Origin of the sequence: Roseburia amylophila, from assembly GCF_025567465.1 — a bacterium.
Lineage (GTDB): Bacteria > Bacillota > Clostridia > Lachnospirales > Lachnospiraceae > Roseburia_C > Roseburia_C amylophila.
Map to the genome: position 1 here is coordinate 127,043 of NZ_JAOQKI010000002.1, position 25,207 is coordinate 152,249.

Here is a 25,207-nt window from a genome sequence, read left to right on the forward strand (position 1 = left end):
CTTTTATTTTTGTCCTAAAGAATAATCTGTCCGGTAACGGGTCAGTCCGGGATGATAATAGGGATCTCCCTGCTTTAAAATATCAATCCAGTGGGTTCTCATATATTCAATCTCTTCCTGAAAACGGCGTACTTTCTCCTCTGTATCCTCCTGTCCTCTGGACTTTGATTCATAATGGTACGCTTCTACGGATGGTTCATATATAATAAGATAACCCTTCTTCCGGATTTTAAGACACAAATCCACATCATTAAATGCTACTGATAAAGCTTCGCAGAATCCGTCCACCTCACGAAACACCTTCGCCGGCACCATAAGAAATGCTGCTGTTGCTGCACTTAAATTCTGCCGCAGGCTGGCCCTATACATATACCCACTATCGCTGCGTACCTGTCCTACACACATATTGGCTGCAATTCCTCTGGCATGTCCACCGATGCCTATGACAATTCCGGCATGCTGTATCGTATCATCCGGGTAATAAAGCTTTGCTCCCACTGCTCCGGTATTTTCTTTTCCGCACAGGGTAAGCATCCGTTCCATGTAATCCTTTGTTATAATCTCAATATCATTGTTTAAGAACAAAAGATATTCACCCTTTGCATAGGATGCTCCATAGTTATTAATGGCTGAATAATTAAAAGTACCCGGTATTTCAGGTTTCCATTCTACCACACGGATATCCGGATACTGCATCTGCAGCTCTTTATAATAATCAAAGATTTCTTCGCTTTTACTGTTATTTTCTATAATGATAATCTCATAATTCCGGTAGCTGCCCTGCCGAATGGATGTGATGCATTTTTCCAAAGAAGCTTTTTCGTCTTTATTCGGTATCAGAATAGATACCAGTGGCTGCTTCTTTTCGTGACTACCCGCTGCCATAGAGGCATGTTCTACTCTCGGTGCATGCTCCGCCTTTGTATGATAAAGCACTTTGGGAATATGGATGATACTATCGGACTGCTTTGCCGCCCGGCAGATCAGTTCTTCTATTGCAGGATTTCCGTCATTTTCTTTCAGTGCCTGCAGGAATACCGTTTTTCTGATGCAGCATAAATGTCTGATATAACAGTAGTTTTCCAGATAATCCGGGCTGAAGTCCGGCTTTAAAAGAGGCTCTGCTGTCTCCGTTGTCTTTGATTCATCCGGACATCTGACATCTTCATCCGTATAAATCAAATCCGGCTTTCCGATTTCTTCCCAGTGAATTCCTGACTGCTTTGTCTCTTTTGGAAAAGCAATGGCATGGGCAAGCTCGTATAAAGCATCCGGTTCTATGGTGTCACCCGCCTCAATAAGCGCTACATATTCCCCGGAAAGTTCTATTTCTTTTCCGGTACAAAGCTTATTGATACAGGTTAGATTCCAGTTGGTATAACTCTGCTGTTCTAACATAGCCAACGCATCTTCTCTATTTTCTCCCATATAAACACAACTGATAAGCGGTCGATAGGACCACTTATCAGATTCTTTTGTCTGTATCTTAAGTTGTGCTTCTGTCACCTTATGGCCTGCTGCATATTCCGCATAGGAAATCTGCTCCGGTTCTCCTTTTTCTTTCAGGCGGATAAAGAATTCCTTTAAACCATAATTTTTTAAATATCGGAAACCTTTTCTGAGGTTATAAAGGCTCAGTTTCATCTTGTCTCCTTTTTTCACTGCTCTAATCTCACTGCGCTAATCTCGTCGTTCTAATCAGGCAGCTTTATTTTCTAAAATTAATCTCTGTCATAAATATCTCTGGTATATACCTTGTCCTGCACATCCTCTAAGTCTGCACTGTTACGGTTGGATACAATAACATCGGACATCTTCTTGAACTCGTCTAAGTCATGGATTACTTTGGAATTATAGAAGCTGTCGTCCTTTAAGGTTGGCTCATAAATCACTACTTCAATGCCCTTTGCTTTCAGACGTTTCATAACGCCCTGAATAGAAGACTGGCGGAAGTTATCGGAATTGGTCTTCATGGTCAGACGATAAATACCTACTACAGAAGGATTTCTATCTAAAATCTGCTGTGCAATGAAATCTTTTCTTGTCGTATTAGCTGCAACGATTGCTCCGATAATATCATTTGGAACATCCGCATAATTTGCCAGTAACTGCTTGGTATCCTTTGGCAGGCAGTATCCGCCATATCCGAAGGACGGATTGTTATAATAGTTACCGATTCGCGGGTCTAAGCCTACGCCTTCGATAATCTGTCTGGTATTTAATCCTCTTACCTCTGCATAGGTATCCAGCTCATTAAAATAGGAAACACGCAGTGCAAGATAAGTATTTGCAAATAATTTGATTGCTTCTGCCTCGGTGAGGTGTGCTAATAATACCGGAATATCCTCTTTGATAGCACCCTGTTTTAATAAGCCGGCGAACTCTTCTGCCTTTGCCCTTAAGCTTTCATCCTCTTTCGGATATCCCACTACGATACGGGATGGATAGAGGTTATCATATAATGCTCTTCCTTCTCTTAAGAATTCCGGAGAGAAGATGATATTTTTGCTGCCAAACTGCGCTCTTACTTTTTCGGTATAGCCAACCGGAACTGTAGATTTGATAACCATAATTGCATCCGGTGCATATTCCATAACCAGCTTGATTACGGCTTCTACGGATGATGTATCAAAGTAATTCTTCTTCTCATCATAGTTGGTCGGAGTGGAAATGATAATAAAATCTGCTCCTTCATATGCTGCCTTTGCATCTGTGGTAGCCCGCAGATTCAATGGTTTCTCTGCTAAATATTCTTCAATCTCCTTATCGACGATTGGAGATTTCTTATGATTAATCAGATCGACCTTCTCTTCAACAATGTCGACTGCCCATACCTCATTATTCTGTGCTAATAAAATGGAATTTGACAATCCCACATAACCGTTTCCTGCTACTGCAATTTTCATGTGTATCCTCCTTATTTTTCATTGTGTTTTAATTTTCCAAATATCATGCGTACTTCTTCACGCACCAGTTCATCCCCTAAGATTAAAAGCATAATGCCATAGGTTACTACTCCAATTATAATCATCAGTAACATATAAATCAAATAACTGTTGAAAGTTACCTTCTGAAACAGCACATATGCAATGACCATCGGAACGGATGCGATGACATATTTCCAGACACCCTGCATCATTCCCTTAAACGGTATCATCTTATGTCCTAAGATAATGCAGATTAACATTACCATTGCCTCTGCCAGTACGGTAGCAATTGCTGCTCCATCGTAGCTTAATACCGGAATCAGCAGGTAGTTAATGATAAGGTTACTGATTGCGCCTCCCAAGGTTGCCCAGAAAATAATCTTCTCTTTCTTCTTTGGCATAAATATCTGATATGCAATAAAGCCGTTAATCGGCGAGAAGAACAAATTGATGGCAAGAATTCTCGATGTTGTAACACTCGGGAAAAACTCGCTGTAATTCTTACCGGATATCAGATGAATGACTTCCGGCGAAATCAAAAGCATACCCACCATACATGGTACAATTAACATCATCATAAAACGGAATGCCTGTTTTAACAGCCGGTCAAAGTTATCCTTCTGGTCATTTTCAAGATAATATGCCATCCGGGGCATGATAACCGTACTCAGAGATTTAATCAGCGTACACAAAACCTGATTCATCTTCGATGCCGTTGTATAGATTCCCGCATCCTTATCTCCCTTCATCCATCCCAACATTGTAATATCGGAATTGAGATAAATAACAGATGCAATCGAAACGCCAAACATATATACCATCGGTTTCATATGAACCTTGATATCAGTCCAATGGACTCTTGTTTCAAATAAATGGATGTAATGTCTGCTGTGAATAAAATTCAGCACACCGGAGCCAACGGTAGATACCGCAGTCAATACCACATACCATGCCACATCACCTTCATTCCGCACCAGCACAAATAGCATTACAAGTGCTACCACCTGGAAAATAACGGAACGAATCGTAATATATTCATACTCTTCCAACAGTTCATAAAGCCATTCCATACCAAGGGTGGTAAATAGAATCGTAGAACTGCTGATTAACAGCAGCATTTCATAGCCGTCAAACTTCGGCAGGAACAACGCTCCTGCAAATCCGATATAGGCAAGCACCGTAAATACCAGATTTATAAAAAACATCTCCGAAGCAAATTTATTTAATTTTGCTTTATCATCACGGATTTTTGCGCCCTCTGTAATGGCATAATTATTGACACCAAAGGATGCTATCAGCTGAAAATAGCTGACAATGGATGCTACATAGGCAGCCCGTCCTACTCCGGCAGAATTCAGTACCCGCGTTGCATACGGATAGGTAATCAGTGGGAATAATATCGTCATCAAAACCCGAATCAGATTCATTATAAAGTTAAATTTGATTGATTTTACTTCTTTCACAATATGTCCTCGCTGTTACTTCTGCATTACCTCTAAATGTTCCAAGAGAATTCCAAGCGATTTAATCTGATTCTCCAGATTAAAGATTTCTTTTTTACGCTCGGTCTTATAAATATAATCCGTAGAGATATCCTCAAGATGAAGAATTCTTACCTCCGGACAGTATACCATCGGTATTCCCGCTTCTTTACATCTTAAATATAAAAGTTCTTCTTCCCGGAACATAAAGGTATCCGGCACGAATGCATCTTTATATTTTGTAAGATAAATCGGCGAGAAAATCAGACAGCAGCCATGCAGTACCAGCTCATCCTGATATTCCAAGGAGCCTTCTGTGCAGTCTTCATGTTTCTTTAATTCCGGCATCACATGAATCTTTCCAAGGAAGATGCGAAGCAGCAGCTTTGCTCTGTCCCAAAGATTCCAAAGCGGATAAATGGAAGAGGTAATGTGTTTTAATCTCGTCTCATATACATGGCGTTCTTTTTTCAAACCCTCAATGGATGCAATTTCATAATACATGGCATTTTCCCTGCCATCCTTTAATTCAATATGCGGTCCCATTACTGCAAACTGATGTGCTTCATAGGCTGCCTCCACCAGCTGTGCAAAGTTATCCTGCAATAAAATCACATCATTATTCATCACGCAGATAAAATCACAGTGCAGCTCTTCTCTTGCATATACATAGCCAAGATTGTTGCCTTTGGCAAAGCCGAGATTTTCCTTACTCAAAAGAACACTTACATGCTCTGTGTCTTTATAGCACTCTGCTAAATCTTTACCGGTTCCGTTGCCGGACGCATTATCTACTACCACAATTTCATAATCAGCCTGTGCCATTTTCTCCTGAATTGCCGCAATACACTTCTTTGTCATATCAAGAGTGCAATAATGCAATACCACAAAGCCAAATTTTTTCTTCTCACTCATCTTTGATTCCATCCATTCCAGATATCCTAATTGTGTAATAATAAACTGTCAATGAACAGCCATTTTACATGGCATACAAAATACCAAAGCATTGCCTTCCGGTATAATTTTAATGCCTTTTTATCAGACATCTTTCCGGTCTTGCAATATTCTAACCACGCCTCGGATACTGTAAGTCCGTCTTTTTTTATCTTTTCCTCATAGAAAGCCACCTTTTCTCCGGCTGGCTGTTCCTTACATTTATGCATGAAACTCATATCTGCCCGGTGACGTACGAGACTGTATCGGATAAATTCCGGTGCAATCTTCTGTTCCAAGTCATAGTCCATCAAATTTCTAAGATAGTTGATAAACCGGGAATTTCCCGTCCAGATGCCGTCTCCGGTCTGACGATAGCTCGCCATAATATCCGGCATATAATATACATCCCCATGCTTGATAAAACAGAACGTAATGGTATTATCATTAAAATAATCTGCTACCACATCCATCGGAATATCCTTGATATAGGCACTTCGCATCAGAATAGAATCCGGATGGAAATAGAAACGTCCCCAGTAGGTTTTTCCCTTTAATTTCATCGTATGATTGCAGTTTAAAAATGGTGTATTTTCTTTCGTCTTCTCATCATAGGCATAGACATTGTGGGCACAGACTGCATATTTTGCATTTTCCGGCTGATCCATAATCTCTACCTGCTTCTGCAGTTTATGGTCATCGATATAGAAATCATCCCCATCGAGATAAGCAAAATACTCTCCCTTTACATACTGCAAAAGATTCAGACGGTTTCTTGATGCCCGCTGGCTGCTGTTGTATTTCACACCAGGTTCCCGGTCCATCACATAAATTTCCATTCTGTCCGGATATTTCTGCTTCCATTTCTGTAATTTTGCCATGGTGCCATCGGTAGAACCATCGTCACCAATCAGCACCTCAAAATCAAAATCACATTTCTGGTCAAAAACACTCTGCAATGCCTCATCCACATAATCTTCCTGATTATAAAAAGTCACAAGGACGCTTACTTTCATACTATCCTCCAGTGCCTACAATGTAATTGAGTAGGTCAGGTTATTACAATAGGAACTTCCGAAGTCTTCTTTACTGGTAATCAGTCCCATATTCAGATAATTACCCAAATCTTCGGTTGCTGTTCCCCAGGAAATCCGTTTATAGCCACGATTCTTCATTTCCACAATCATGGAATAATACATAAAGGTCATCGGGCTTAATTTATTAAACGCCTGTCTTGCAGCAAGATACTGTGTATGGGCACAGCCTACTTTATCGAAATAAAACATCATGGAGCCAGCTAACATTTCATCCTCTTTGAAGATGCCAAAGAAGCCGCATTCCTCCGGGAAACGGTCATTCTTGAAATCTAAAAGCTCTGCTAAAGTATGTACCGGTTTGGTATCATACTTGGAAAGGTTCTCACAGAGAATATCATAGAATTCTTTAATCTCATCATCTGTCGTCAGCGGTCTGCATTCCAGACCTTCCTTCTCACAGTTGTGTACATTGGTACGTTTTCCCTGTGCAAAGTTAGATAGAATTGCCTCTTTATAGGTAGCATAGTTTACATAAGTGCTCAGTTCCTTATGCTCCGTATAGCCTGCATGCTGAAATGCATACTGGAATAAATCACTTTCTACTTCTGAGAAAATATCAGAAGTCATCTTAAGGTAAGCCTCATCATAGCCCTGCTCCTTAAGATAATCCTTTAATTCTTCTACTAATACCACTACATGTTTGGCATTGTGATGCTTCTTGTCGATAATGATACCGCCAAAGGTGGTTCCTTTGTGGGAGAAAAATACCTTTTTCCCATCCTGCTCTAATTCACATGCCGGAATCAGTGCTGCAATATTATTTTTCTCATTATATACTACCAAAGATACATCTTTAAATCTGCCTGCCGGATGATAATTGAAGAACCGGCGGCTCTGTAAAAAGGTTCCGTTTATGGATTTTTCTGCGATAAATTTATCCCACTGTTCCTCTAAACTGTCCTCATATTTTTCAAATCGAAACATAGTCTCTCCTCTTCTATTTGAATGCATTGATTGTATCAATGACATATCCGGTTTCTTCCTCTGTCATTCCATAATACATCGGAATGCTAAGCTCTGTTGCAGAAATCTCTTCTGCCAGTGGAAGCTCTCCCTTTTTGATGCCAAGGCTTTCATATGCGCCCTGCAGATGCATTGGAATCGGATAATGTTTATTGGTTCCAATTCCCTTTTCATTTAAGAACTTCTCTAATTCATCCCTGCGTGCACAGCGGATTGCAAAGATGTGGAATACATGCTTCGTATCCGGCATTATAGTTGGCAGAGCGATTTCCGGATTCTTAATTCCGGCAAGATATTTCTCTGCTGTCTCAATACGGTTTGCATTCCAGCGGTCTAAATTCTTTAATTTAATTCTTAAGAAAGCTGCCTGCATCTCATCCAGTCTGGAGTTATTTCCCTGATAGATATGATGATATTTATAATCAGAACCGTAGTTGCCAAGGGCACGTACTTTATCTGCCAGTTCTTTATCATCGGTTACAAAAGCTCCGGCATCTCCTAATGCACCTAAGTTCTTGCCCGGATAAAAACTGAATCCGGCTCCGTCTCCAAGACTACCCACATGTTTTCCCTTATAGAGTGCGCCATGTGCCTGTGCAGAATCTTCGATTACTTTCAGATTGTGACGTTTTGCAATCTCCATGATTTCATCCATTGGTGCCGGCTGTCCATAAAGATGTACTGCCATAATTGCTTTGGTCTTATCAGTAATCTTCTCTTCGATTCTTGCCGGGTCAATGTCAAAGGACTCTAAAGTCGGCTCTACAAATACCGGAGTTGCACCTGTATAAGAAACTGCCAGTGCAGTTGCAATAAAGGTATTGGATGGAACAATGACTTCATCGCCTGTTCCGATTCCATATGCTTTCAGTGGAAGGAACAGTGCATCCAGTCCGTTACCTACACCTACACAGTATTTCACACCACAATATGCGGCATACTCTTCTTCAAACTTTGCTAATTCTTCTCCCTGGATAAACCAGTTTTTTGCTAAAACCTGCTGAAATTTTCCGGTAAGTTCGTCCTTGATTTCATCATGCATTTTCTCAAATGACACAAATGGTATTTTCATGGCAATTCTCCTTTACTTATCCTTATTTTCCTCTTTTACAAATGCAAGAAATTTATCATAATCCCTGATATAATCATTTTCATCATAATATTCTGATGCCAGTACCATCAGCACCGCATCCTCGGAGAAATCATACATTTCCCGCCACATATTATTTGCAATATATAAGCCTTCATATGGCTTGTCCAATAAGACCTCTGCCGTCTCACTGCCGTTATCCAGATGAATCTTACAGGTTCCATGAATCGGAATCAGAATCTGCTCTAAACACCGGTGTGCATGATAGCCTCTTCGTACACCATCTACGGTATCATACATATAGTAAACACGCTTAATTTCAAATGGAATATCACGCATCTCTTCCAATGCTACCAGCTGACCGCGTTCATCCCCATGCTGCTGAAATCTGTACTTAATCACTTCCATGGACATTCTCCTTCTTCCACATTGCTGTGCTTCACTTTCTATTTTAATTCTTTTCTTACTCTTACTCTGCTTTTTCTTTGCCGAATTCCGGATTATCCAAAAATCCCTTCTGCTGATGTGATGGCCGGTATGCGCCTTTTCGTGCCTGCAGCATATGGCTTATAAGATAACGGATGGCATCCGGATTACGGAACAGCCGTAACAAAGTACGAAGATAAAGATTTCTGATTTTATATAATCCCAATACCTTTTTCTGCTTCTTCACATATGGATTTTCGCTGTACTGCTCCTGAATCATGGCATAGAACCGGTCTACATCCTGTGCAAGAAGCTCCGAGAAGCCGCTTTTCTTCTTAGTGGATACTCCGGTATCGGCTTCATACCATACCAGATAATCCGGGAAGAAATGCATCGGTCTGCCATCTAAGCCTGCCATCATCTGAAAAATATCTTCTGCATAAATGACCGTTCCCTCTATCTTCTTAAGATAAGTCATATAATAGTCTACGGTATAACAGGTACATGCACCAGAAGCATTGTCCCGATACAGCACCAGATTCTTTACAATCTTATCCTCATTCCAGTTCTTATATGGAGATAAATCAAAGGGATGCGGAAATTCCACATAATCTACACCGCCATCTTCCCTGCGGCAATAGCCCCGCATCAGCCCAAAACAGGACTCATACTGATTCTCTTCCATAAAGTCATACACCTGCTGCAGGGTATGTTCATTATAGAATGCATCCCCCGGTCCAAAATCCCGGACATATTTACCCTTTGCTTTTGCCAGACCATCTATGAGGTTCTTTACTGTTCCCTGATTCTTCTCATGAGGAATAAGGGTATAATTTGCAAACTGGTGTGCCGCAAAATATGCTTCTATCTTATCAAAACAGTTTTCTTCTGAACCATCATCTGAGACTACGATTTCATAATCCTTAAAGGTCTGTGCCATGACAGAATCCAGTGTAACTAATAATTTCTTCCAGTCCGGATGATAGGTTACGATTAAAACAGTAAATTTCATCGTTGCTCCTTCTTGTTAACTTATACAGTTTACTATGTTTTCTTAAAATTTGCAACTTATAGCCTTCCGATGAGGAATACCAGACGTACAAATATCTCGTCTACGACTTTCTGTCTTAACTTCTTCGGATAGAAAACCTTACGCAGTGCAATCAGCGGATGAAAACCATCCCTGGTAAAAAGTGCCAGTGCCTTCTGATTTTCCGGGGTCAGTTTTCCATTGTAAAGTTCACTGTATTCCTTAATCTGCTCATGAATATGATGGAAATAGTGATTCAAGAAAAAACGTTTAAAACGCCAGATCTGAAACTTAATAAAGCTGTACCCACCATCACTGACATTATTATTGTGTCTGCGGTATTTTACCGTCGGACGCTCATCATAGATTACTTCTCCCATTCCGGCACAGACCATATACATCCACCAGTCATGTCCGGTAGATTTTTCCGGCATCTGCTCTGTCACCATGTCCTTTGCTTTGCGGTTAAATACACTGTTAAAGCCAAGAGACACACAATCCACCAATGAATTCACAAAAGAAATATTCGGCGTCCTGCCATCCCGGTGCGCCATGAAATTTAAATCTCCGTCATAGAAATCATAATTGGAAAAATACAATACCGGCACATTTTCCCTTGCATGTTCTAATTTTTCCACAGCCATCTTAATCTTGTCTTCAAACCAGACATCATCCTGGTCACTGAAAGCATAATAATCTGCTTCGCCGCCATTTGCAATGAGCCATTCAAAACTCTTTACGAAGCCGACATTCTCTCCTGCCTCTAAATGAAGCAGTCCCTTTTCTTCATATTCCCTTACAATTGCAAGGGTTCCATCCTTGGAGCCGTCATCCCTGACATAAAGTTCCACATTGGGATAAGACTGATTTAAAATGCTGTCAATCTGCGCCTTAATATACTTTTCTCCGTTATAAGCAGACAGTAATACATTTACTTTTTTACTCATACAATTCCTTTCTTGCCACAAAACCTATCCCGGTATCATATATTCTCTCTAATGAATCAAAATAAGCCTGTTCATCTGCATAAATCTGGCTATCTTTTAATACCAGAATATAGCTGGCATCAGACGCATTCAGGTGATTGAAATAATCCGTATAATCCGGGTCACTTTGTCCCCAGCCATAATACCGCTGGTCTGAAATTGCCTGATACCATAAATCATCTTCCCAGTATCCTGCCATCGGCACAATTTCTTCACCCTTGCTGATTAATTCATTATATACCCAGTGATAAAGTTCTTCCTTTTCCTTAGAATAACCCGGCATGCCAAATGATACATAATTATAACGCAAAATATCATTAAAATCCTCTGCCTTATAAGTAGAAATCATCAAATCATTATGGACTGCAATTTTCTCCTCTATCTTGCCAAGGTACATTCCTGTTAAAAATGCCCACATCACAAAGCTTCCGGTTATCAATACCTTTGTCTGCTTTTCTGCATAAACAACTGCATAATAGACCAATACCAACGCAATCAGCCACAACAGGAAATGAATCTTGTAAAAATAATAGGTAGATGCTTGTCCATTTACTGTCTTCAAGAAAAGATATAAAGCAAACAGAAGCGTATACGGTGCTAAAAACAATACCAGATTATTCTCCTTCTTCCTACACATCCCATAGAATCCAAAGAGCATCAATGGAATAAACAGTACAAAGTTTGAAAACAAATCCCGGTAGCAGGCTCCCTCATTCACCAGTGCCGAAGATACCGTCACGCCATTGGTAAAGATACCTGCATATGTATAATAAAAGCCTACGATGCATGGGAACAGGAATACCGTCAGACAGATTGCCACGGTATCTTTGGATACCAGTTTCTTTGCTTTAAACTGTTTTACAAAAATGCAGGTAATCAAAGCAAAGAAGGTAACCGGCATAAACATGACATAGCATTCAAAGATAGCCAGACAACCTAACATCAGACATACAATATTCTGCCATTTTGGCATATCATCCTTTAAATAAACGTCTGTCAAAATAATAATCATTCCGATAACCGTTACGCCCATGCCAAGGTAAACAAAGCCGTAGAGCATGGAGCACAGCGGATAGCCTATCATATAGATAAAGGACAGGACATAAGCTGCCACTCTGCCAAACCGGTCTTTGCTTAACCTTCTTGCAATTCCATAGAAGATAAATGCCGACATCAATAACTGAATCAGTTCACTTAAGACGAAGAATCGATAGAAATAATCCACCGGTGCAAATGGAGCTAAGAATTCAAAAAGCAATCCGTTTAAAACCCTCTCATAAAACATACCAGCTATGGTTCCGTTCTCTACCAGATCCATGGCTGCCCGGAAATGATTTGCCGGATCAATGGTCAGGAAATTGATATTTAGAGCCATTCCACCATATCTTACCTTTGCAAATACTGCAATAATTGCCAGTGCGGTTACAAGAAATGCTGCATCTGCTATTGCAAATTCATACCTCTGCCATTTCTTTTTCTTTACGATAAAGAACCAGAGCAATCCACCGGTAAGCAAATCAATGATTCCCATTGAAATAATATTGACCGGAATATGAATCACATTCAGGATTGCTGCCCAAAATGTGTGATAGCAGTTCATCAGAATCAGCAGCAATACTATCCATGTCATTCCTGCCTGCTTCCGCTCTGACTTATAGCTAAAGAATGCACCACTTAAAAGTGAAATCACTGCTATTCCATAAAAAAATGTAGTTCCAAAATTCCATCCCATCGTATGTTATCTCCCTTTTCCTTAAGTCTTCCTGTGTTTTTCTTTGTTCCAACTTTTCTTTATTCTAGCTTTTCTTTATTCTAACTTCCTTTAGTAACAGGTGTTCACCAGCATAAATACTGCATATAAAAGCATGATGCCCATGATTCCGGAACATTTTACCGTAAAATGTCTGATGTCCTGTTTCACATGGTCACTTCCCAGTGCCAAGAATGGCAATATCAGCATCAGAATAAAATATCTTCCCTGAATGCCATTGATTACTGAAGAGCCTACCGGATTGGCAATACCATCCCCGATATAAAGTCCTATCATAATTGCTGCAAAAGTTATTACAAATGCCAACAGAATCAAAATCCGGTGTTTTATTTTAATCCGGTCTCTTACTTCCTGACCGTCTAATAAACCTACACCTAAAAGAAAACAAGGTTCTATTACTGCAAGCAAAGTTAATGGATAATTCATACTTCCAAGTATATTCAACTGCTGTAAATAATCATTAAGGTTTACTATTAATGTTGAAATAATTACCTTTACTGCAGCAATTGGATACGTTTTCAGATACTGCATCTGCGTCATGGTGTCTGCTCCGTCACCAGCGCCAGCCTGTAATCCGCTGATTCCGGAAGATAGCTGAAATATCACATAGCCACCTATGATTGTCAACGGAAGTAATGCTATTACAAAAGATTTCCAGTAATCTTTTCTGCTGTTAAACTTATCCTTCGGTATCATAAATACTAAAAGTCCAAGACACGCATAGACATATTTACTTAAAAGCATTGTCAATAACAGGATTCCAAGTAGCAATGTCTTTTTCCAATTCAATTTTACTTTTTCATCAAAAGCATAATAACAGCACAATGCTACAAATAAAAAGCCAGCACCATTTAATACTGCATCCTGGGAAAGAGAGGATGCCTGATAAATACTTAATGGCATTACCGCAAGCATTGCCATAAGATTCTTATAAAACGGCATAAACCGTACTGCTGCATATGCCAATCCCATATATGCCAGCAAGTTGAAGATACGTCCCATCAAAATCACACCATAAATACTGAAATTGAACGTTCTTCCAAGGAAGATTCCAAGCCCCTGTGGCCAGTATACTACTGAAGTTACACTGTCATAATAAGTCATCTTTATCTTATTTTTAGAAAACTTACGGCTCTTTAAATATTCCATATAAGCAGTCCCCTCACTGCCATTCGGCGTCAACTGCCGGTAGGCAATTTCCTGCACATTTTCCGGCACGTATATCACGCCTCCTTCATGCGTGAGATTTGCAAAAGGACCAAATACGTTTCCATAGGCCACATCCATACTCCGATAGAAATGAGAAGGTCCGTCACACTCCTGAAATGCCGGATTAATTACCGCCATGCTGATTCCTATAACTGAAACCAGTATCAGCACCATATTTTCCGGTTTTGCCCACTTTACCGGCATTACAAAGATTCCGATTACCGCTATTATTCCTAGTGCAAACAGAATGAAAAATGTCTTGTTGAGTCCACCACCGTAAACCACTGACATACGAAGCCGTTCTGTTGTGGTCTGTCCATTCACCAGCAGGGTCTGGGCATAGTCTCCTGATAATGCACAATAATATACTTCTGATGCTTTTGTCACCTCTTCTAAGTCCAGACAGACATTTCTGGTTCCATCTATTCCATCTACTGCAAGTTCAAGATTTACCACCTCTTCGGCTCCGGTAGACTTTGGAACATTACACTGTATATTACTCAGCACTTCAGCGGTATCCGCATCCCTTAAAACGGCATGAATCGTAATATCCTCTCCGGAATCATTCATCATAAGCAACGCGATATTCTGCATATTGCCGGAAATTGTAAAATACTGTGACACCACCGCATCTTCAGCAGCAATATTTTCCTCTTTCCCACTCATGTCATTGTAATTATCCTGATTAGAGTTATAGAATATGCTCCGATGCTTTACCAGCAACAACAGCATGACAATAAGAACTACTCCCGCCACGATATATTTCGGTGGTATCTTCTTTAACTTTTCCTTCATTTTCCTTACCCCTGTTTTCTCTTTCTATCCCTGTGATACAGCCACAGACAATAACCTGTCAGCAATAATACTCCAAGAATACTTACTACTGCCCCCTGTTTCATATAAGGGATATGATAGACTGCCTTCACTTCATGATTTCCCGCCGCAAGCTTCACTGCCAGAAAACCATAGTCTCCATTAATAGTCTCTGTTTTCTTACCATCAACATAAACTTCCCATCCATCCTGGTCCGGAATTGTAAGAAGCAGAAAGCCTTCCTTTTCATTCGAAATAGTTCCGGTAAAATATTTCCCATCTGCTACAAATGAACCCAGTGTCACTTCTCCGGTTTCGGTATCATGCAGCACATCCTCTCCATCCGGTACGATTAAGGTATCCTTTAAAAGCAGCCTCCGCCCTATCTCATCCATAGATTCGCATTCGCTCTTAGAAATCGTATTGGTATAGAAGGACACAGCAGAATCAGCATACTTATTTCTGTAAATATAAACGCCGCCTATTCTACCAACATATTCACACCAGGAATAATCCAATTCTCCCATGGATAAAATATATTTTAAGTTAATAAGGCTCATTGGACAAACTTCCGATTCCTCTGAATATACAACAATCCTCTGTGCATCTGTTACTTTAGCTCGTGTATACAACATATTATAAAAATCTGCAAGATGCCGGTTAATGGTACTGTTATAATCTGTTACAGAAGAATAACCCATGACCAGGGAATCTCCATAGGTAGATACCACTGCATATCCTTTATCCACACGGAAGAAGCCTTTATCCTGCTCTTTTAAATATTGCAGGGCATCTATCGTATCATTTGTCATGGTATGACCATCATATCCAATTTCCTCTGTCGTTGTATAAGCAGTACCTCTCTGGCTAGTTGTCATATAGGTTTCTGTACATGTTGAAAGCAGCACGCACACTATTAGTAAGCTTTCTACAATCTTACGCCCCTGCTTATTTTTCCAAAAAAACATTACCAGCAAAAGAAATGCAAAACATATTTGCAGTATTATGATTTCTGCATCATAACTCCTTACCTCTAATGATGCCTTGTTATACGCTTTTATAACAATATACAAACTGCTTATCAGTCCCAGACCAAGACCAATAAAACTAAATTCCTTTTTTCTTGTCAGTCTATCCCATTCTACTGCTACAAGTAATGCTGCAACCGGCATAAGTACGAATGTATACCTTGCCTGTGCATAAGCAAATCCATTAAATGCAATTGCCATTCCCGGATTAAACACCAGTAGAATTCCAACAAAAGTTATAAGAATACCGTATAATGCATTCTTATAACTCTTACATTTTTTTATACTCTGTACTAATAACTGCCCAAGGAAAAAATAAATAAAAATTGTAATGCATATATTAGGCATTTCATAATAATTTCCCCAGCCACTACTAGCATTTATGTCATTGATGTAATATAGATTATTTGATATCATCCGCCCCGCTATTTCTGAATTCTGTTCTATAGAGTATACGGAGAATAATCCATGAAAGAATTTTGTCAACGCCGACATATCTGAATCTAATCTTGATGAACTGGATGTAAGATATGATGCTGCCGGAAGTAATGATACTGCCCCTGCCAGTACCCCACAAATAATACCTCCCAAAATTGTAAATGCACGTTTTATACGCTCTTTTAAAGGCCAATTCAAGTTTGGGTTTAAAAGGCGCAAGACACAATAAATGCCAACAAACAGCAATGCCATATAAGTATTGTAATAACTGTAAATTATTGATGCTGCAACAGAAATACCAAGTCCCATAACATACCTTACTTTGAATTCCTGTATCAGCTTCTCTAAAAAAATCAATATTAACAAAAGATAAATGCAGATTGTTCCCAGGAGATAATGCTGTCCCCAAAGCATCAAATATCCATTAAATGCATATAAATATCCACCAATACAAGCAGCCCTCTCACTTACATGAAAGAGTTTTAAGAAGTACCGGCACAACAATGCCGAGAGAATAATTTTCAATATCTGTGCAACTACTAAAAGTCGTTTTACTTTTCCTATTCCGAAAACAACTCCACCTAAAATTACAAATAAACCAAAAGGATCCAATGTCTGGGAAATATTATTGATTAAACTGGTCCCTAATCCATAATCCCAGTTCCAGATAGAAAATGAACCTTCCGATATTCTTCTTACACAGTTCATATAATATGGATAATATTGTTGCATCGTATCCGAACCTATATCCGTATATAAGAACAATTTCTCTCCCCAGATAAAATCATGAAATACATATGCTATAGTTATTCCAACAAAACCAATGTATAATACTATATGCAAAAAATTGCGACCCGTTTTACAATTTTTGAATACTAATTGCATAACTTGCAAAAGAATACATAGCCCCCATAATGCAAAGGCTGTTGTTATAATTGAACTTTTATTTATTCTTGCAAAAACAGAAAATGGATTTCGATAAGATACCCTTGACAGATTATAATGAACTCCGGGTTGTGAAGAAATCTTAACCCGGATATACTTTGTTGTTTTCTTTACCTGAACCGGATTGTGCCCCAGTTCAAAGGTATACGGAGACGGTTTTTCTGCAAAGGTCTCGTTTTCCGACTGCCAGATTTCTCCTAAGATTCCCTCGCCCTCAATACGACTCATCTCTAGATCAATTAACTTATCCGAATCCACCGGAATCACAAAATAAGTATCTTCTCCGGTTACATAACCATTTCCATCCTCCGATGGAATCAGGTCGTTAGCCCCTGCTAACACCTCATCCATATCCTGATACTGCGGAAAAATAGTGGTATATACCTTTAGATTGTCAAAACCTCTTGTTCCAACCGTTCCCACCAGAACCAGCCCTGCTATAATCAGAATCAGTTCCGCAAGCAATACTCCTGCATTTTTCAGCCATTTCTTCTTATCGATTTGAATCTGCATCTTCCTTCTCCTCATTCAGCATCTGGCGCACCACATATAATGGTCTTTGTTTTGACTGCATAAAGATGTTTCCTACATAAATGCCTACCAGACCGACTACCATAATAATAATTCCTCCGATGAGACAGTTGGTTGCTACGATACTGGTCCAGCCTGCTGCCACATGACCGGTAAAATAATAGATAATCAGTCCGATAATTATCATTGCTGAAATGATGGACATCAGGAATCCAAAGCCCATGGTGAATTTCAAAAGTTTATCCGACTGGGAGGTTAAAATCTCTCCCGCCATCTTAAAACGCTTCTTCATGTTATAAGAGGATTTTCCCTCAAAACGCTGATCATGCTCTACATCAATGGCTGTCTGTTTAAAGCCAAGCCATTTTACATAGATAACAAAGGCACGGTGCATTTCCCGCATTTTACAATAATTATCGATTACCACACGTTTGCTGATACTGAAATTACAGATTGCCGGGTCATAGTGTCCATCCGATGCAAAGGAATAAATCTTATAGAATATTTTAGATACCAATACCTTTAAGAAAGAATCTTTTCTGTGTGCTCGTCTAGCAAAGACCACATCATAACCTTCCTGAGCCTTGCGGTAAAGATTCTGGATTTCTTCCGGTCTGTCCTGTAAATCACAGTCCATCACCACTACCCAGTCTCCTTTTGAAGCATCCAGTCCTGCGGTAATTGCCATAATCTGTCCGAAATTCCGGGATAATTCAATCCCCTTTACGTGACTATCTTCCTTACAGATTTCTTCGATTACTTCCCACGAATTCTGCGGACAGGCATCATTTACCAGAATAATTTCAAAATCATCAGTGATGGTACTTACCGATTCCACCAGACGTCTGTGCAATTCATGAAGTGCTGCCCGGCATCCATACACCGGAACTACAACTGATATATCCATTTTCATTTCCTCCTACAAGTAAAACACGATAATGCCAAGCAGTATCAGTGCATTTCCAAACACTTTACGCTTTGTAATCGGCTCTTTAAAAAAGAAAAAGCTTAAAATCATAATCAGAATATAACCCAATGATTCAATGACCGGGCCATTCTTATACTCAATGCCACGATAAGCTAAAATCGTCAGTACCGTTGTTCCAACCATCATCATATATCCGATAATTACATAAGGATTCAGATATTCCTTAATCACATTATCGTACTTCTTTGCTGCACTTTTCTTTAATAAGACCTGAGAAAAAGAGGCAACAATAACAGACGCTACAAGAAAAAGCCAGTATATCATCCTTCTATCCCTCCTTATTCACAATCATGGTGCCGGCAATTACCAGAAGGACACCAATAATATTCTGTACCGAAATATGTTCTCCAAAAATCAGTGCCGCCCAGATCATAGACCACAAAATCGCAATGCTCCGGTTTGCATATGCTACCGACAAGTCAACCCTTTTGATAATCTGCTGCCAGAAAATGGCATACAATCCAAGGATGCAGATTTCCACTCCGTAACACAGAATAAATCCCATGGATAAGAACTCATATCCCGCTGCAAACTTCGCTGCCACACCGGATAATGTGTATATCATGATTACCAGCTGCAATAAAATCAGCAGTATCCACTTTTTCTTTCCTTCTACTTTACTCATCGTTCCAACCAATCCTTAATCTCTGCCTGATTTTTTCCAGCCAGAATGTAATAACCAAAACGGCTTCCACTGTCTACTACCTGGTGTTCACCTACCGTTTCCATTTCACTTACCATCTGAAGCAGTTCCGGACTTTTGCTCTTAATCTCTTCCAAAACATCCAGATCCTTCTTTGTAAACACAAAGCGGATACCCGCACACATCGGCTCATGTGCCGGTGTCAGATCCGGTTCTTTTCCCAAAGCAGTCTCAATTACCATACGGACAAAGTCATATCCGGAAGATAAAGATACCAGATGGGAGCCAATACAGTCGCCACCCATACGGGAACCGATTTCAATGATTCTTACATTACCATCGGCATCCAGTTTAAATTCCGAATGGGAAGCACCATTTTCAATCTCAAGAGCAGTAAGTGCCTTCGGAATAAATTCCTTCACCCGGTTCATCTCTGTTTCAGAAAGTTCCGGTGGCTCCATATGTCCAGTCTCAATAAAATGAGGATATCCTGTGGTATATTTCTTTGTCACCGCCAGTACATGATGTCTGCCCTGATAAGAAATACATTCACAGCTATATTCATTGCCTTCGATATACTCCTCAATAATTGCCTTCTTTTCAAAGGAATTACGCACTGCCTCTTCTACTGCCGGAGCAATCTCCTCAAGACTCTCCACTCTCATAATACCGCGGCTTCCGGAACGATCGGTCGGTTTTACAATCATCGGGAACTGCATAGATTTTACTGCTTTCGCATAATCATCCCCTTCACATACACTGACAAAGCCCGGAGTCGGCACACCATGTTTTGCGAAAGCTTCCCGCATGGCAAATTTATTGGTAGATATATAGATACAATTGTCAGAATTATGTGGCAATCCAAGCTGCTCTGCCAGATACTGCACGGTAATATTGGCAAGGTCAGATGCTATCGTTGCCACTGCATCCGGCTGAATCTTCCGACATTCTTCTAAGATTGCTTCCTTTTCCACAATGCTGATAGGATAAAAATAATCTGCTGTCCTCTCTCCGATAGAGCCATCTTTCCATGCAAATACATGTGTCTCATATCCCATCTCTTTTGCCTTTAAAATGAGCGGATTCTGAAAAGAATTCGCTCCTATAATTACAATTTTCTTCATATTGCCATCCTCCCGGCACTTAACTTTTCTTGCGGCGGCTTGCGATGAACTTATCCCATCTTCCGCTTTCTAATTCTTTTTTATAATCTTCCATTATTGCACGATAAGAAAGATATTCCGGCACGAAACCGAAATCTTCCTTCGCCTTTGTCATGTCAAACAAAAAGGATGGTGTATTATTTGGCTTATCCGGGCGATAGACAATCTTAGATCCCTTACCCGGTCCAAATACGTCAATAACGGTCTGCACCTGCTCCTCTAAAGTTAGTTCTGTACCGGATGTCATATTATAAAGACCATAGGTCTTATCACTGCGTAATGCCAGCACAAATGCTCTCGCAACATCCTTTACATAAATAATGTCTCTGGAAATCTGTGGGTCACCCCAGATTTCAATATCTTTTCCGGCTTCTGCATTCTCAATAAAGGTCTGGATTCCGGTCTTATAATATTTACCATTCACATAAATCTCAGAATGAGGTCCTACTCCGTATACCGGTGGCAGGCGGAAAGATGCACACTGCATGCCATGCTGCTCATTATAATATTCCATCACATCATTGGCGGCATTTTTGGAAATCACATATACCGCATGGTCTCCAGTATACATGAAATCTCTCGGCTCTGTCTCTTTTAAGGCAACGCCTTTTTTCCATGCATTTCTTACATCTGCATAGCTGCTGGTAGCAATCACTTTCTTAATGCCATTCTTCCGGCAGTATTCCAGCACATTAATGGTTCCCTCTACATTGATACGGATATAGTCTGCGGCATTCTCATCTGCACTGATATCCACCGGTGCATTTGCCGGAAGCAGACCTGCCAGTAAAATAACACCCTCTACACCTTCTGTCGGTAATTTATCAAAATCTTCTTTTTTCGAAATATCCAATGATACACAGGTAACGCCTTTTGCTTCCAGTTCCTGCTTCATGATTGCATTTCTTCCAGTTGCCAGCACCTCATAACCTTCTTCCAAGAAGCGGTCTACGGTATACATTCCAATAAATCCTGTTGCCCCAATAACAATAACCATTTGCTCTGTCCTCTTTCCTGTATTTTCATTTATCTCTCTTTGTAAAATGCATTAACCTTATCTATCACATAGTCTGCCTGTTCCAATGACAGATTATAATATAACGGCAGGCGGACCAGCCTCTCGCTTTCCCTCGTTGTATAACGGTCTTCTCCAGCAAATACACCATAACGCTGACCTGCCGGTGCTGTATGTAATGGTATATAATGAAATACTGCCTGTACACCCTGTTCCTTTAAATAACTGATTAAAGCTGTTCTTTCTTCTAAATCTCTGGCCTTGAGATAAAACATATGTGCATTATGTACACAACCATCCGGTATCGTTGGGCGGGCAATTTTACCCTCATCAGATAATTTTTCCAATCCATCCCAATAGCGGTTCCAGATAGACAGACGTTTTTCATTAATCTTATCCGCTACTTCAAGTTGTGCATAAAGATATGCTGCATTCAATTCACTTGGCAGATAAGAAGACCCCGCTTCTACCCAGGTATACTTATCAATCTGCCCCCGGAAGAATTTACTACGGTTTGTTCCTTTCTCCCGGACAATTTCTGCATTCTCTACATTTTTCTCATCCCGGATTAAAAGTGCTCCGCCTTCTCCCATACTGTAATTCTTCGTCTCATGAAAACTGTAACATCCGTAATCTCCCATGGTTCCAAGTGCTTTTCCCTTATAAGAAGACATCACACCCTGGGCTGCATCTTCAATCACCAGAAGATTATATTTCTTTGCTATTGCAAGAATAGTATCCATTTCACAGGATACCCCGGCATAATGTACCGGAACAATTGCTCTTGTCTTATCCGTAATTGCATGTTCAATCAGTTTTTCATCAATATTCATGGTATCCGGCCGGATATCTACAAATACCACCTTTGCCCCTCTCAACACAAAAGCATCTGCTGTTGATACAAAGGTATAAGCCGGCATAATTACTTCGTCTCCCGGCTTGATTTCTGACAGAATTGCCGCAAGCTCTGTTGCATGGGTACAGGATGTTGTCAGCAATGCCTTTTTTGTTCCTGTATGTTCTTCTAACCAGGCATTGCACTTCTTGGTATATTCCCCATCCCCACATATTTTCTTATTTTCTACCGCCTTACGGATATAGTCCATGCTTTTTTCCATATAAGGTGGTTCGTTGAAATTAATCATTTTTCATCCTCCATTGTATATTAACGTCATTATATGACTTTTTGTTCTTTAACACAATAAATACGCTACTCTTTCAAAGAAAAATCTGCTTTATCCAGTGTTAAATTCGGATTATAGTACGGATCTCCATTTTCTAAAAGTTCTCCCCATCGTTCTCCAAATAAACCTATCTCCTGCTGGAATCTTGCTACTTTATCTGCGGAATCCTCCTGCCCTCTGGATTTTGACTCATAATGATAGAACTGGGCATATGGATTATATACTACAAGATAGCCCGCTTTTCTTACCTTCAGGCAAAAATCAATATCATTAAAGGCTACCTTAAATTCTTCATTTAAGCCCTCTACTTCATCAAATACACTTCGTCTTACCATCAGGCAGGCTGCCGTTACTGCTGACAAATCCTGAACGCTTATAATTCTTGAAAAATATCCATTATCATCTCTGTCCTGTCCGATAAAGGCATGTCCTGCAACACCGCCAAATCCAATGATAACTCCGGCATGCTGAATGGTATTATCTTCAAATATTAACTTTGCTCCCACAATTCCAACATCAGGACGCATGCATACATCCAGCATTTCTTTGATGCTGTCCGGTTCAATCATTTCTGTATCATTGTTCAGAAGCAGGACATATTCCCCATTTGCCTCTTTTGCGCCAAAATTATTAATTCTTGAATAGTTAAACTCTTCCTTGTAATATAAAACTCTGACATTATCCCTTTTCTCAATCTCTTTATAATAAGCGAAGGTCTCTTCTTCTGTACTGTTATTCTCTACAATGATAAATTCAAAATTCCGGTATGTGGATTTCTCTTCAATGGAATCCATACATTTTTTTAAATCCGCAACATGATCCTTATTTGGAATCAAAATAGATACTAGCGGCTGCTCCTTCCAGAGATAATGGGTACGGTACATCCCATAGAAGGGTCCCTGCTCCACTTCTGCTGGAATTCCGATTCTGTCATAATGTGCTTTTACCGCTTTGCATCCGTTTTCGAAGGCATATAACTTGCTTTCCGGATTCTCGGAGGTTGACTGTGCATGACACCGCCAATGATACAGCACCTTGGGAATATGCACGATATGCTCCGCTTTCTCGGTACAGCGTAAAATAAAATCATGATCCTGTGCACCATCATAACAGCTTTCAAATAGCCCCGCCCGCTCCATCACATCTTTGCGAACAACAAAGAGATGACAGATATAATTCATAGTACACAACAAATCAATATTATAATCGGATTTAAAATGTGGCTCAAAAAACTTCTTTCCACTCATATCCACTTTATCTTCGTCCGAATAAATCACATCTGTCTGCGGCTCCTTCTGTACCGCTTTTGCACACTGATACAGTGCTTCCGGAGAAAGTAAATCATCATGGTCCGTCAGCACAACAAAATCACCGTCTGCCATTTTCAATGCTTCATTGGTATTGCCGGCAATTCCCTCGTTGCTGTCTAAAAGGCAATATTTAATCCGTTTATCTTTTGCAATATATTCCCCGACAACAGACTGGAGGCTGTGCTCCCTGCCACTTCCATCCGCAAGGCAAAGCTCCCAATTCGTATAAGTCTGTGCCTGTACCGATTCTATCATTTCCCTCAGATATTTTTCTTTTGTCTGGTACAGCGGAACTGCAATGGAGAAACATGGACCATTTTCAAATACTTCCTGTCTCTGACGAGCCAGTTCTTCTTCCTTCACACCATATTTTTTCAGAAAATCCTCGTATGATACAGTATCCTTTTTTCCCTGCATTTTTCTAATTATTTTACGTATTGTACGTTTTACACCATACTGTTTCCAATAACATATCCCTTTTTGAAACAGGCTTACTGTATCATGCCCACTTTCACCATGTCTCACTTTATCCAGAGACACGATATACTTATTTTCTTTTTCATTTGCATATAAATGTAAACTGAGTTTTCTGCCATTTTGTTCCGGTACATAAATTTCAAATCCGCATTTTACCGTTTCTTCTAACTCAGGAAATACATCCATAACATCTTTTCGATATTTCCACTGAACATCTATCGGAACATTTTTTCCATCTACCTGTGCCTGGCACTTTGTCTGTTCTCCAGCCACACACCATCCTGTCAGTACAAATTGCCCATCTTCCAAGCGTTCCATCTCCAAATTTCCATCCAGATGATTTATCATCTTCTCGAACTGTTTTTTATTAACATGATATACTTCTGTCTCTTCTGTTCCAAGGCAACTACATATTTTAAAATCTACTACAGTTTCTTCCGGTAACAATAATTTTCCAGTGATTTCTTCTCCTACATTCATCCGGTATTGCAAGTGTCTTCGTCTTACCTCTGCACCACTGGTAATCGTATATTCCACTGGAATTTCTTTTTGATTCAGATACACTTTTAATGTTCGGTTTTCCGGATTATCTTCCGGGAAAAATCCCCGAATAATCAATGTTCTTTCCTCCCGGGCATATAATCTGATACATTCTACTATAAAGTTTACTTCTGCCATAGTTGCCTCCATTTTAAAAGAAATCATAGCTTTCTATATTGTACCAAAAATAAACCGGATGGTCAAATAACGACCATCCGG

The 25,207-nt window shown here is 39.9% G+C and carries 20 protein-coding genes; all 20 read right to left on the bottom strand.

The genetic code is table 11. From position 1 onward, the window contains the following. Positions 1 to 3: 3 nt before the first annotated feature. The 20 genes from OCV43_RS02000 to OCV43_RS02095 all read right to left on the bottom strand — a co-directional run bounded on the left by OCV43_RS02000 (position 4) and on the right by OCV43_RS02095 (position 25,126). Positions 4 to 1,644, bottom strand: a complete 1,641-nt coding sequence (locus OCV43_RS02000) for a glycosyltransferase family 2 protein (RefSeq protein WP_262623279.1) — start codon at positions 1,642 to 1,644, stop codon at positions 4 to 6. Between the two features lie 77 nt (positions 1,645 to 1,721). Further along, the gene (locus OCV43_RS02005) at positions 1,722 to 2,906 is read right to left on the bottom strand and encodes a nucleotide sugar dehydrogenase (protein WP_262623280.1); all 1,185 of its coding nucleotides are present in this window, start codon (positions 2,904 to 2,906) and stop codon (positions 1,722 to 1,724) included. 11 nt (positions 2,907 to 2,917) lie between these two features. Then, positions 2,918 to 4,390, bottom strand: a complete 1,473-nt coding sequence (locus tag OCV43_RS02010; RefSeq protein ID WP_262623281.1) for a flippase — start codon at positions 4,388 to 4,390, stop codon at positions 2,918 to 2,920. Positions 4,391 to 4,405: 15 nt separating this feature from the next. Further along, entirely contained in the window at positions 4,406 to 5,323 is a 918-nt protein-coding gene (locus OCV43_RS02015; RefSeq protein ID WP_158561572.1) for a glycosyltransferase family 2 protein, read from the bottom strand. Positions 5,324 to 5,349: 26 nt separating this feature from the next. Next, positions 5,350 to 6,357, bottom strand: coding sequence for a glycosyltransferase family 2 protein (locus OCV43_RS02020; RefSeq protein WP_117840490.1), 1,008 nt, complete (start codon positions 6,355 to 6,357; stop codon positions 5,350 to 5,352). A gap of 15 nt (positions 6,358 to 6,372) precedes the next feature. After that, positions 6,373 to 7,362, bottom strand: coding sequence for a GNAT family N-acetyltransferase (locus tag OCV43_RS02025; protein ID WP_262623282.1), 990 nt, complete (start codon positions 7,360 to 7,362; stop codon positions 6,373 to 6,375). Positions 7,363 to 7,375: 13 nt separating this feature from the next. Then, positions 7,376 to 8,473, bottom strand: coding sequence for a DegT/DnrJ/EryC1/StrS family aminotransferase (locus OCV43_RS02030; RefSeq protein WP_262623283.1), 1,098 nt, complete (start codon positions 8,471 to 8,473; stop codon positions 7,376 to 7,378). 12 nt (positions 8,474 to 8,485) lie between these two features. Continuing rightward, the gene (locus tag OCV43_RS02035; protein ID WP_022244453.1) at positions 8,486 to 8,899 is read right to left on the bottom strand and encodes a sugar 3,4-ketoisomerase; all 414 of its coding nucleotides are present in this window, start codon (positions 8,897 to 8,899) and stop codon (positions 8,486 to 8,488) included. 61 nt (positions 8,900 to 8,960) lie between these two features. Further along, positions 8,961 to 9,929 carry a glycosyltransferase family 2 protein gene (locus tag OCV43_RS02040; RefSeq protein ID WP_262623284.1) on the bottom strand — a complete coding sequence of 323 codons (969 nt, stop codon included), beginning with the start codon at positions 9,927 to 9,929 and terminating at the stop codon, positions 8,961 to 8,963. Between the two features lie 56 nt (positions 9,930 to 9,985). Beyond that, the gene (locus tag OCV43_RS02045; RefSeq protein WP_262623285.1) at positions 9,986 to 10,894 is read right to left on the bottom strand and encodes a glycosyltransferase family 2 protein; all 909 of its coding nucleotides are present in this window, start codon (positions 10,892 to 10,894) and stop codon (positions 9,986 to 9,988) included. Beyond that, positions 10,887 to 12,665 (bottom strand): hypothetical protein, encoded by a 1,779-nt coding sequence (locus OCV43_RS02050; RefSeq protein ID WP_262623286.1) that lies wholly within the window; start codon positions 12,663 to 12,665, stop codon positions 10,887 to 10,889. Before OCV43_RS02050 ends, OCV43_RS02045 begins: the two co-directional genes overlap by 8 nt. Positions 12,666 to 12,755: 90 nt before the next feature. Then, positions 12,756 to 14,708 (bottom strand): DUF2142 domain-containing protein, encoded by a 1,953-nt coding sequence (locus tag OCV43_RS02055; protein ID WP_262623287.1) that lies wholly within the window; start codon positions 14,706 to 14,708, stop codon positions 12,756 to 12,758. A gap of 5 nt (positions 14,709 to 14,713) precedes the next feature. Next, a complete protein-coding gene (locus OCV43_RS02060) occupies positions 14,714 to 17,650 on the bottom strand; it encodes a YfhO family protein (protein WP_262623288.1) in 2,937 nt (978 codons plus the stop codon). Next, complete coding sequence (locus tag OCV43_RS02065; RefSeq protein WP_022244459.1) at positions 17,631 to 18,575, bottom strand: glycosyltransferase family 2 protein; 945 nt, start codon at positions 18,573 to 18,575, stop codon at positions 17,631 to 17,633. The genes OCV43_RS02060 and OCV43_RS02065 overlap by 20 nt, the downstream gene beginning before the upstream one ends. Positions 18,576 to 18,587: 12 nt before the next feature. Beyond that, positions 18,588 to 18,920: an EamA family transporter gene (locus OCV43_RS02070; RefSeq protein ID WP_227700551.1), complete on the bottom strand. Its 333-nt coding sequence runs from the start codon at positions 18,918 to 18,920 to the stop codon at positions 18,588 to 18,590. Between the two features lie 4 nt (positions 18,921 to 18,924). Beyond that, positions 18,925 to 19,281, bottom strand: coding sequence for a transporter (locus OCV43_RS02075; RefSeq protein WP_117698685.1), 357 nt, complete (start codon positions 19,279 to 19,281; stop codon positions 18,925 to 18,927). Continuing rightward, on the bottom strand, positions 19,278 to 20,423 hold the full coding sequence (locus OCV43_RS02080) for an ATP-grasp domain-containing protein (protein ID WP_262623289.1): 1,146 nt from the start codon (positions 20,421 to 20,423) through the stop codon (positions 19,278 to 19,280). Before OCV43_RS02080 ends, OCV43_RS02075 begins: the two co-directional genes overlap by 4 nt. Positions 20,424 to 20,442: 19 nt before the next feature. Then, positions 20,443 to 21,459, bottom strand: a complete 1,017-nt coding sequence (locus tag OCV43_RS02085) for an NAD-dependent epimerase/dehydratase family protein (protein ID WP_262623290.1) — start codon at positions 21,457 to 21,459, stop codon at positions 20,443 to 20,445. Positions 21,460 to 21,488: 29 nt separating this feature from the next. Beyond that, positions 21,489 to 22,622, bottom strand: a complete 1,134-nt coding sequence (gene rffA, locus OCV43_RS02090; protein WP_262623291.1) for a dTDP-4-amino-4,6-dideoxygalactose transaminase — start codon at positions 22,620 to 22,622, stop codon at positions 21,489 to 21,491. Positions 22,623 to 22,687: 65 nt separating this feature from the next. Beyond that, on the bottom strand, positions 22,688 to 25,126 hold the full coding sequence (locus tag OCV43_RS02095; protein WP_262623292.1) for a glycosyltransferase family 2 protein: 2,439 nt from the start codon (positions 25,124 to 25,126) through the stop codon (positions 22,688 to 22,690). Positions 25,127 to 25,207: the final 81 nt, after the last annotated feature.

Excerpts from the sequence above, each read along its gene's own strand:
- OCV43_RS02055 (WP_262623287.1), bottom strand. The coding sequence starts at position 14,708 with ATGAAGGAAAAGTTAAAGAAGATACCACCGAAATATATCGTGGCGGGA.
- OCV43_RS02035 (WP_022244453.1), bottom strand. The coding sequence starts at position 8,899 with ATGGAAGTGATTAAGTACAGATTTCAGCAGCATGGGGATGAACGCGGT.
- OCV43_RS02005 (WP_262623280.1), bottom strand. The coding sequence starts at position 2,906 with ATGAAAATTGCAGTAGCAGGAAACGGTTATGTGGGATTGTCAAATTCC.
- OCV43_RS02015 (WP_158561572.1), bottom strand. The coding sequence starts at position 5,323 with ATGAGTGAGAAGAAAAAATTTGGCTTTGTGGTATTGCATTATTGCACT.
- OCV43_RS02070 (WP_227700551.1), bottom strand. The coding sequence starts at position 18,920 with ATGATATACTGGCTTTTTCTTGTAGCGTCTGTTATTGTTGCCTCTTTT.
- OCV43_RS02030 (WP_262623283.1), bottom strand. The coding sequence starts at position 8,473 with ATGAAAATACCATTTGTGTCATTTGAGAAAATGCATGATGAAATCAAG.
- OCV43_RS02050 (WP_262623286.1), bottom strand. The coding sequence starts at position 12,665 with ATGGGATGGAATTTTGGAACTACATTTTTTTATGGAATAGCAGTGATT.
- OCV43_RS02060 (WP_262623288.1), bottom strand. The coding sequence starts at position 17,650 with ATGCAGATTCAAATCGATAAGAAGAAATGGCTGAAAAATGCAGGAGTA.
- OCV43_RS02045 (WP_262623285.1), bottom strand. The coding sequence starts at position 10,894 with ATGAGTAAAAAAGTAAATGTATTACTGTCTGCTTATAACGGAGAAAAG.
- OCV43_RS02065 (WP_022244459.1), bottom strand. The coding sequence starts at position 18,575 with ATGGATATATCAGTTGTAGTTCCGGTGTATGGATGCCGGGCAGCACTT.
- OCV43_RS02040 (WP_262623284.1), bottom strand. The coding sequence starts at position 9,929 with ATGAAATTTACTGTTTTAATCGTAACCTATCATCCGGACTGGAAGAAA.
- OCV43_RS02000 (WP_262623279.1), bottom strand. The coding sequence starts at position 1,644 with ATGAAACTGAGCCTTTATAACCTCAGAAAAGGTTTCCGATATTTAAAA.
- OCV43_RS02080 (WP_262623289.1), bottom strand. The coding sequence starts at position 20,423 with ATGAAGAAAATTGTAATTATAGGAGCGAATTCTTTTCAGAATCCGCTC.
- OCV43_RS02020 (WP_117840490.1), bottom strand. The coding sequence starts at position 6,357 with ATGAAAGTAAGCGTCCTTGTGACTTTTTATAATCAGGAAGATTATGTG.
- rffA (WP_262623291.1), bottom strand. The coding sequence starts at position 22,622 with ATGATTAATTTCAACGAACCACCTTATATGGAAAAAAGCATGGACTAT.
- OCV43_RS02085 (WP_262623290.1), bottom strand. The coding sequence starts at position 21,459 with ATGGTTATTGTTATTGGGGCAACAGGATTTATTGGAATGTATACCGTA.
- OCV43_RS02025 (WP_262623282.1), bottom strand. The coding sequence starts at position 7,362 with ATGTTTCGATTTGAAAAATATGAGGACAGTTTAGAGGAACAGTGGGAT.
- OCV43_RS02095 (WP_262623292.1), bottom strand. The coding sequence starts at position 25,126 with ATGGCAGAAGTAAACTTTATAGTAGAATGTATCAGATTATATGCCCGG.
- OCV43_RS02075 (WP_117698685.1), bottom strand. The coding sequence starts at position 19,281 with ATGAGTAAAGTAGAAGGAAAGAAAAAGTGGATACTGCTGATTTTATTG.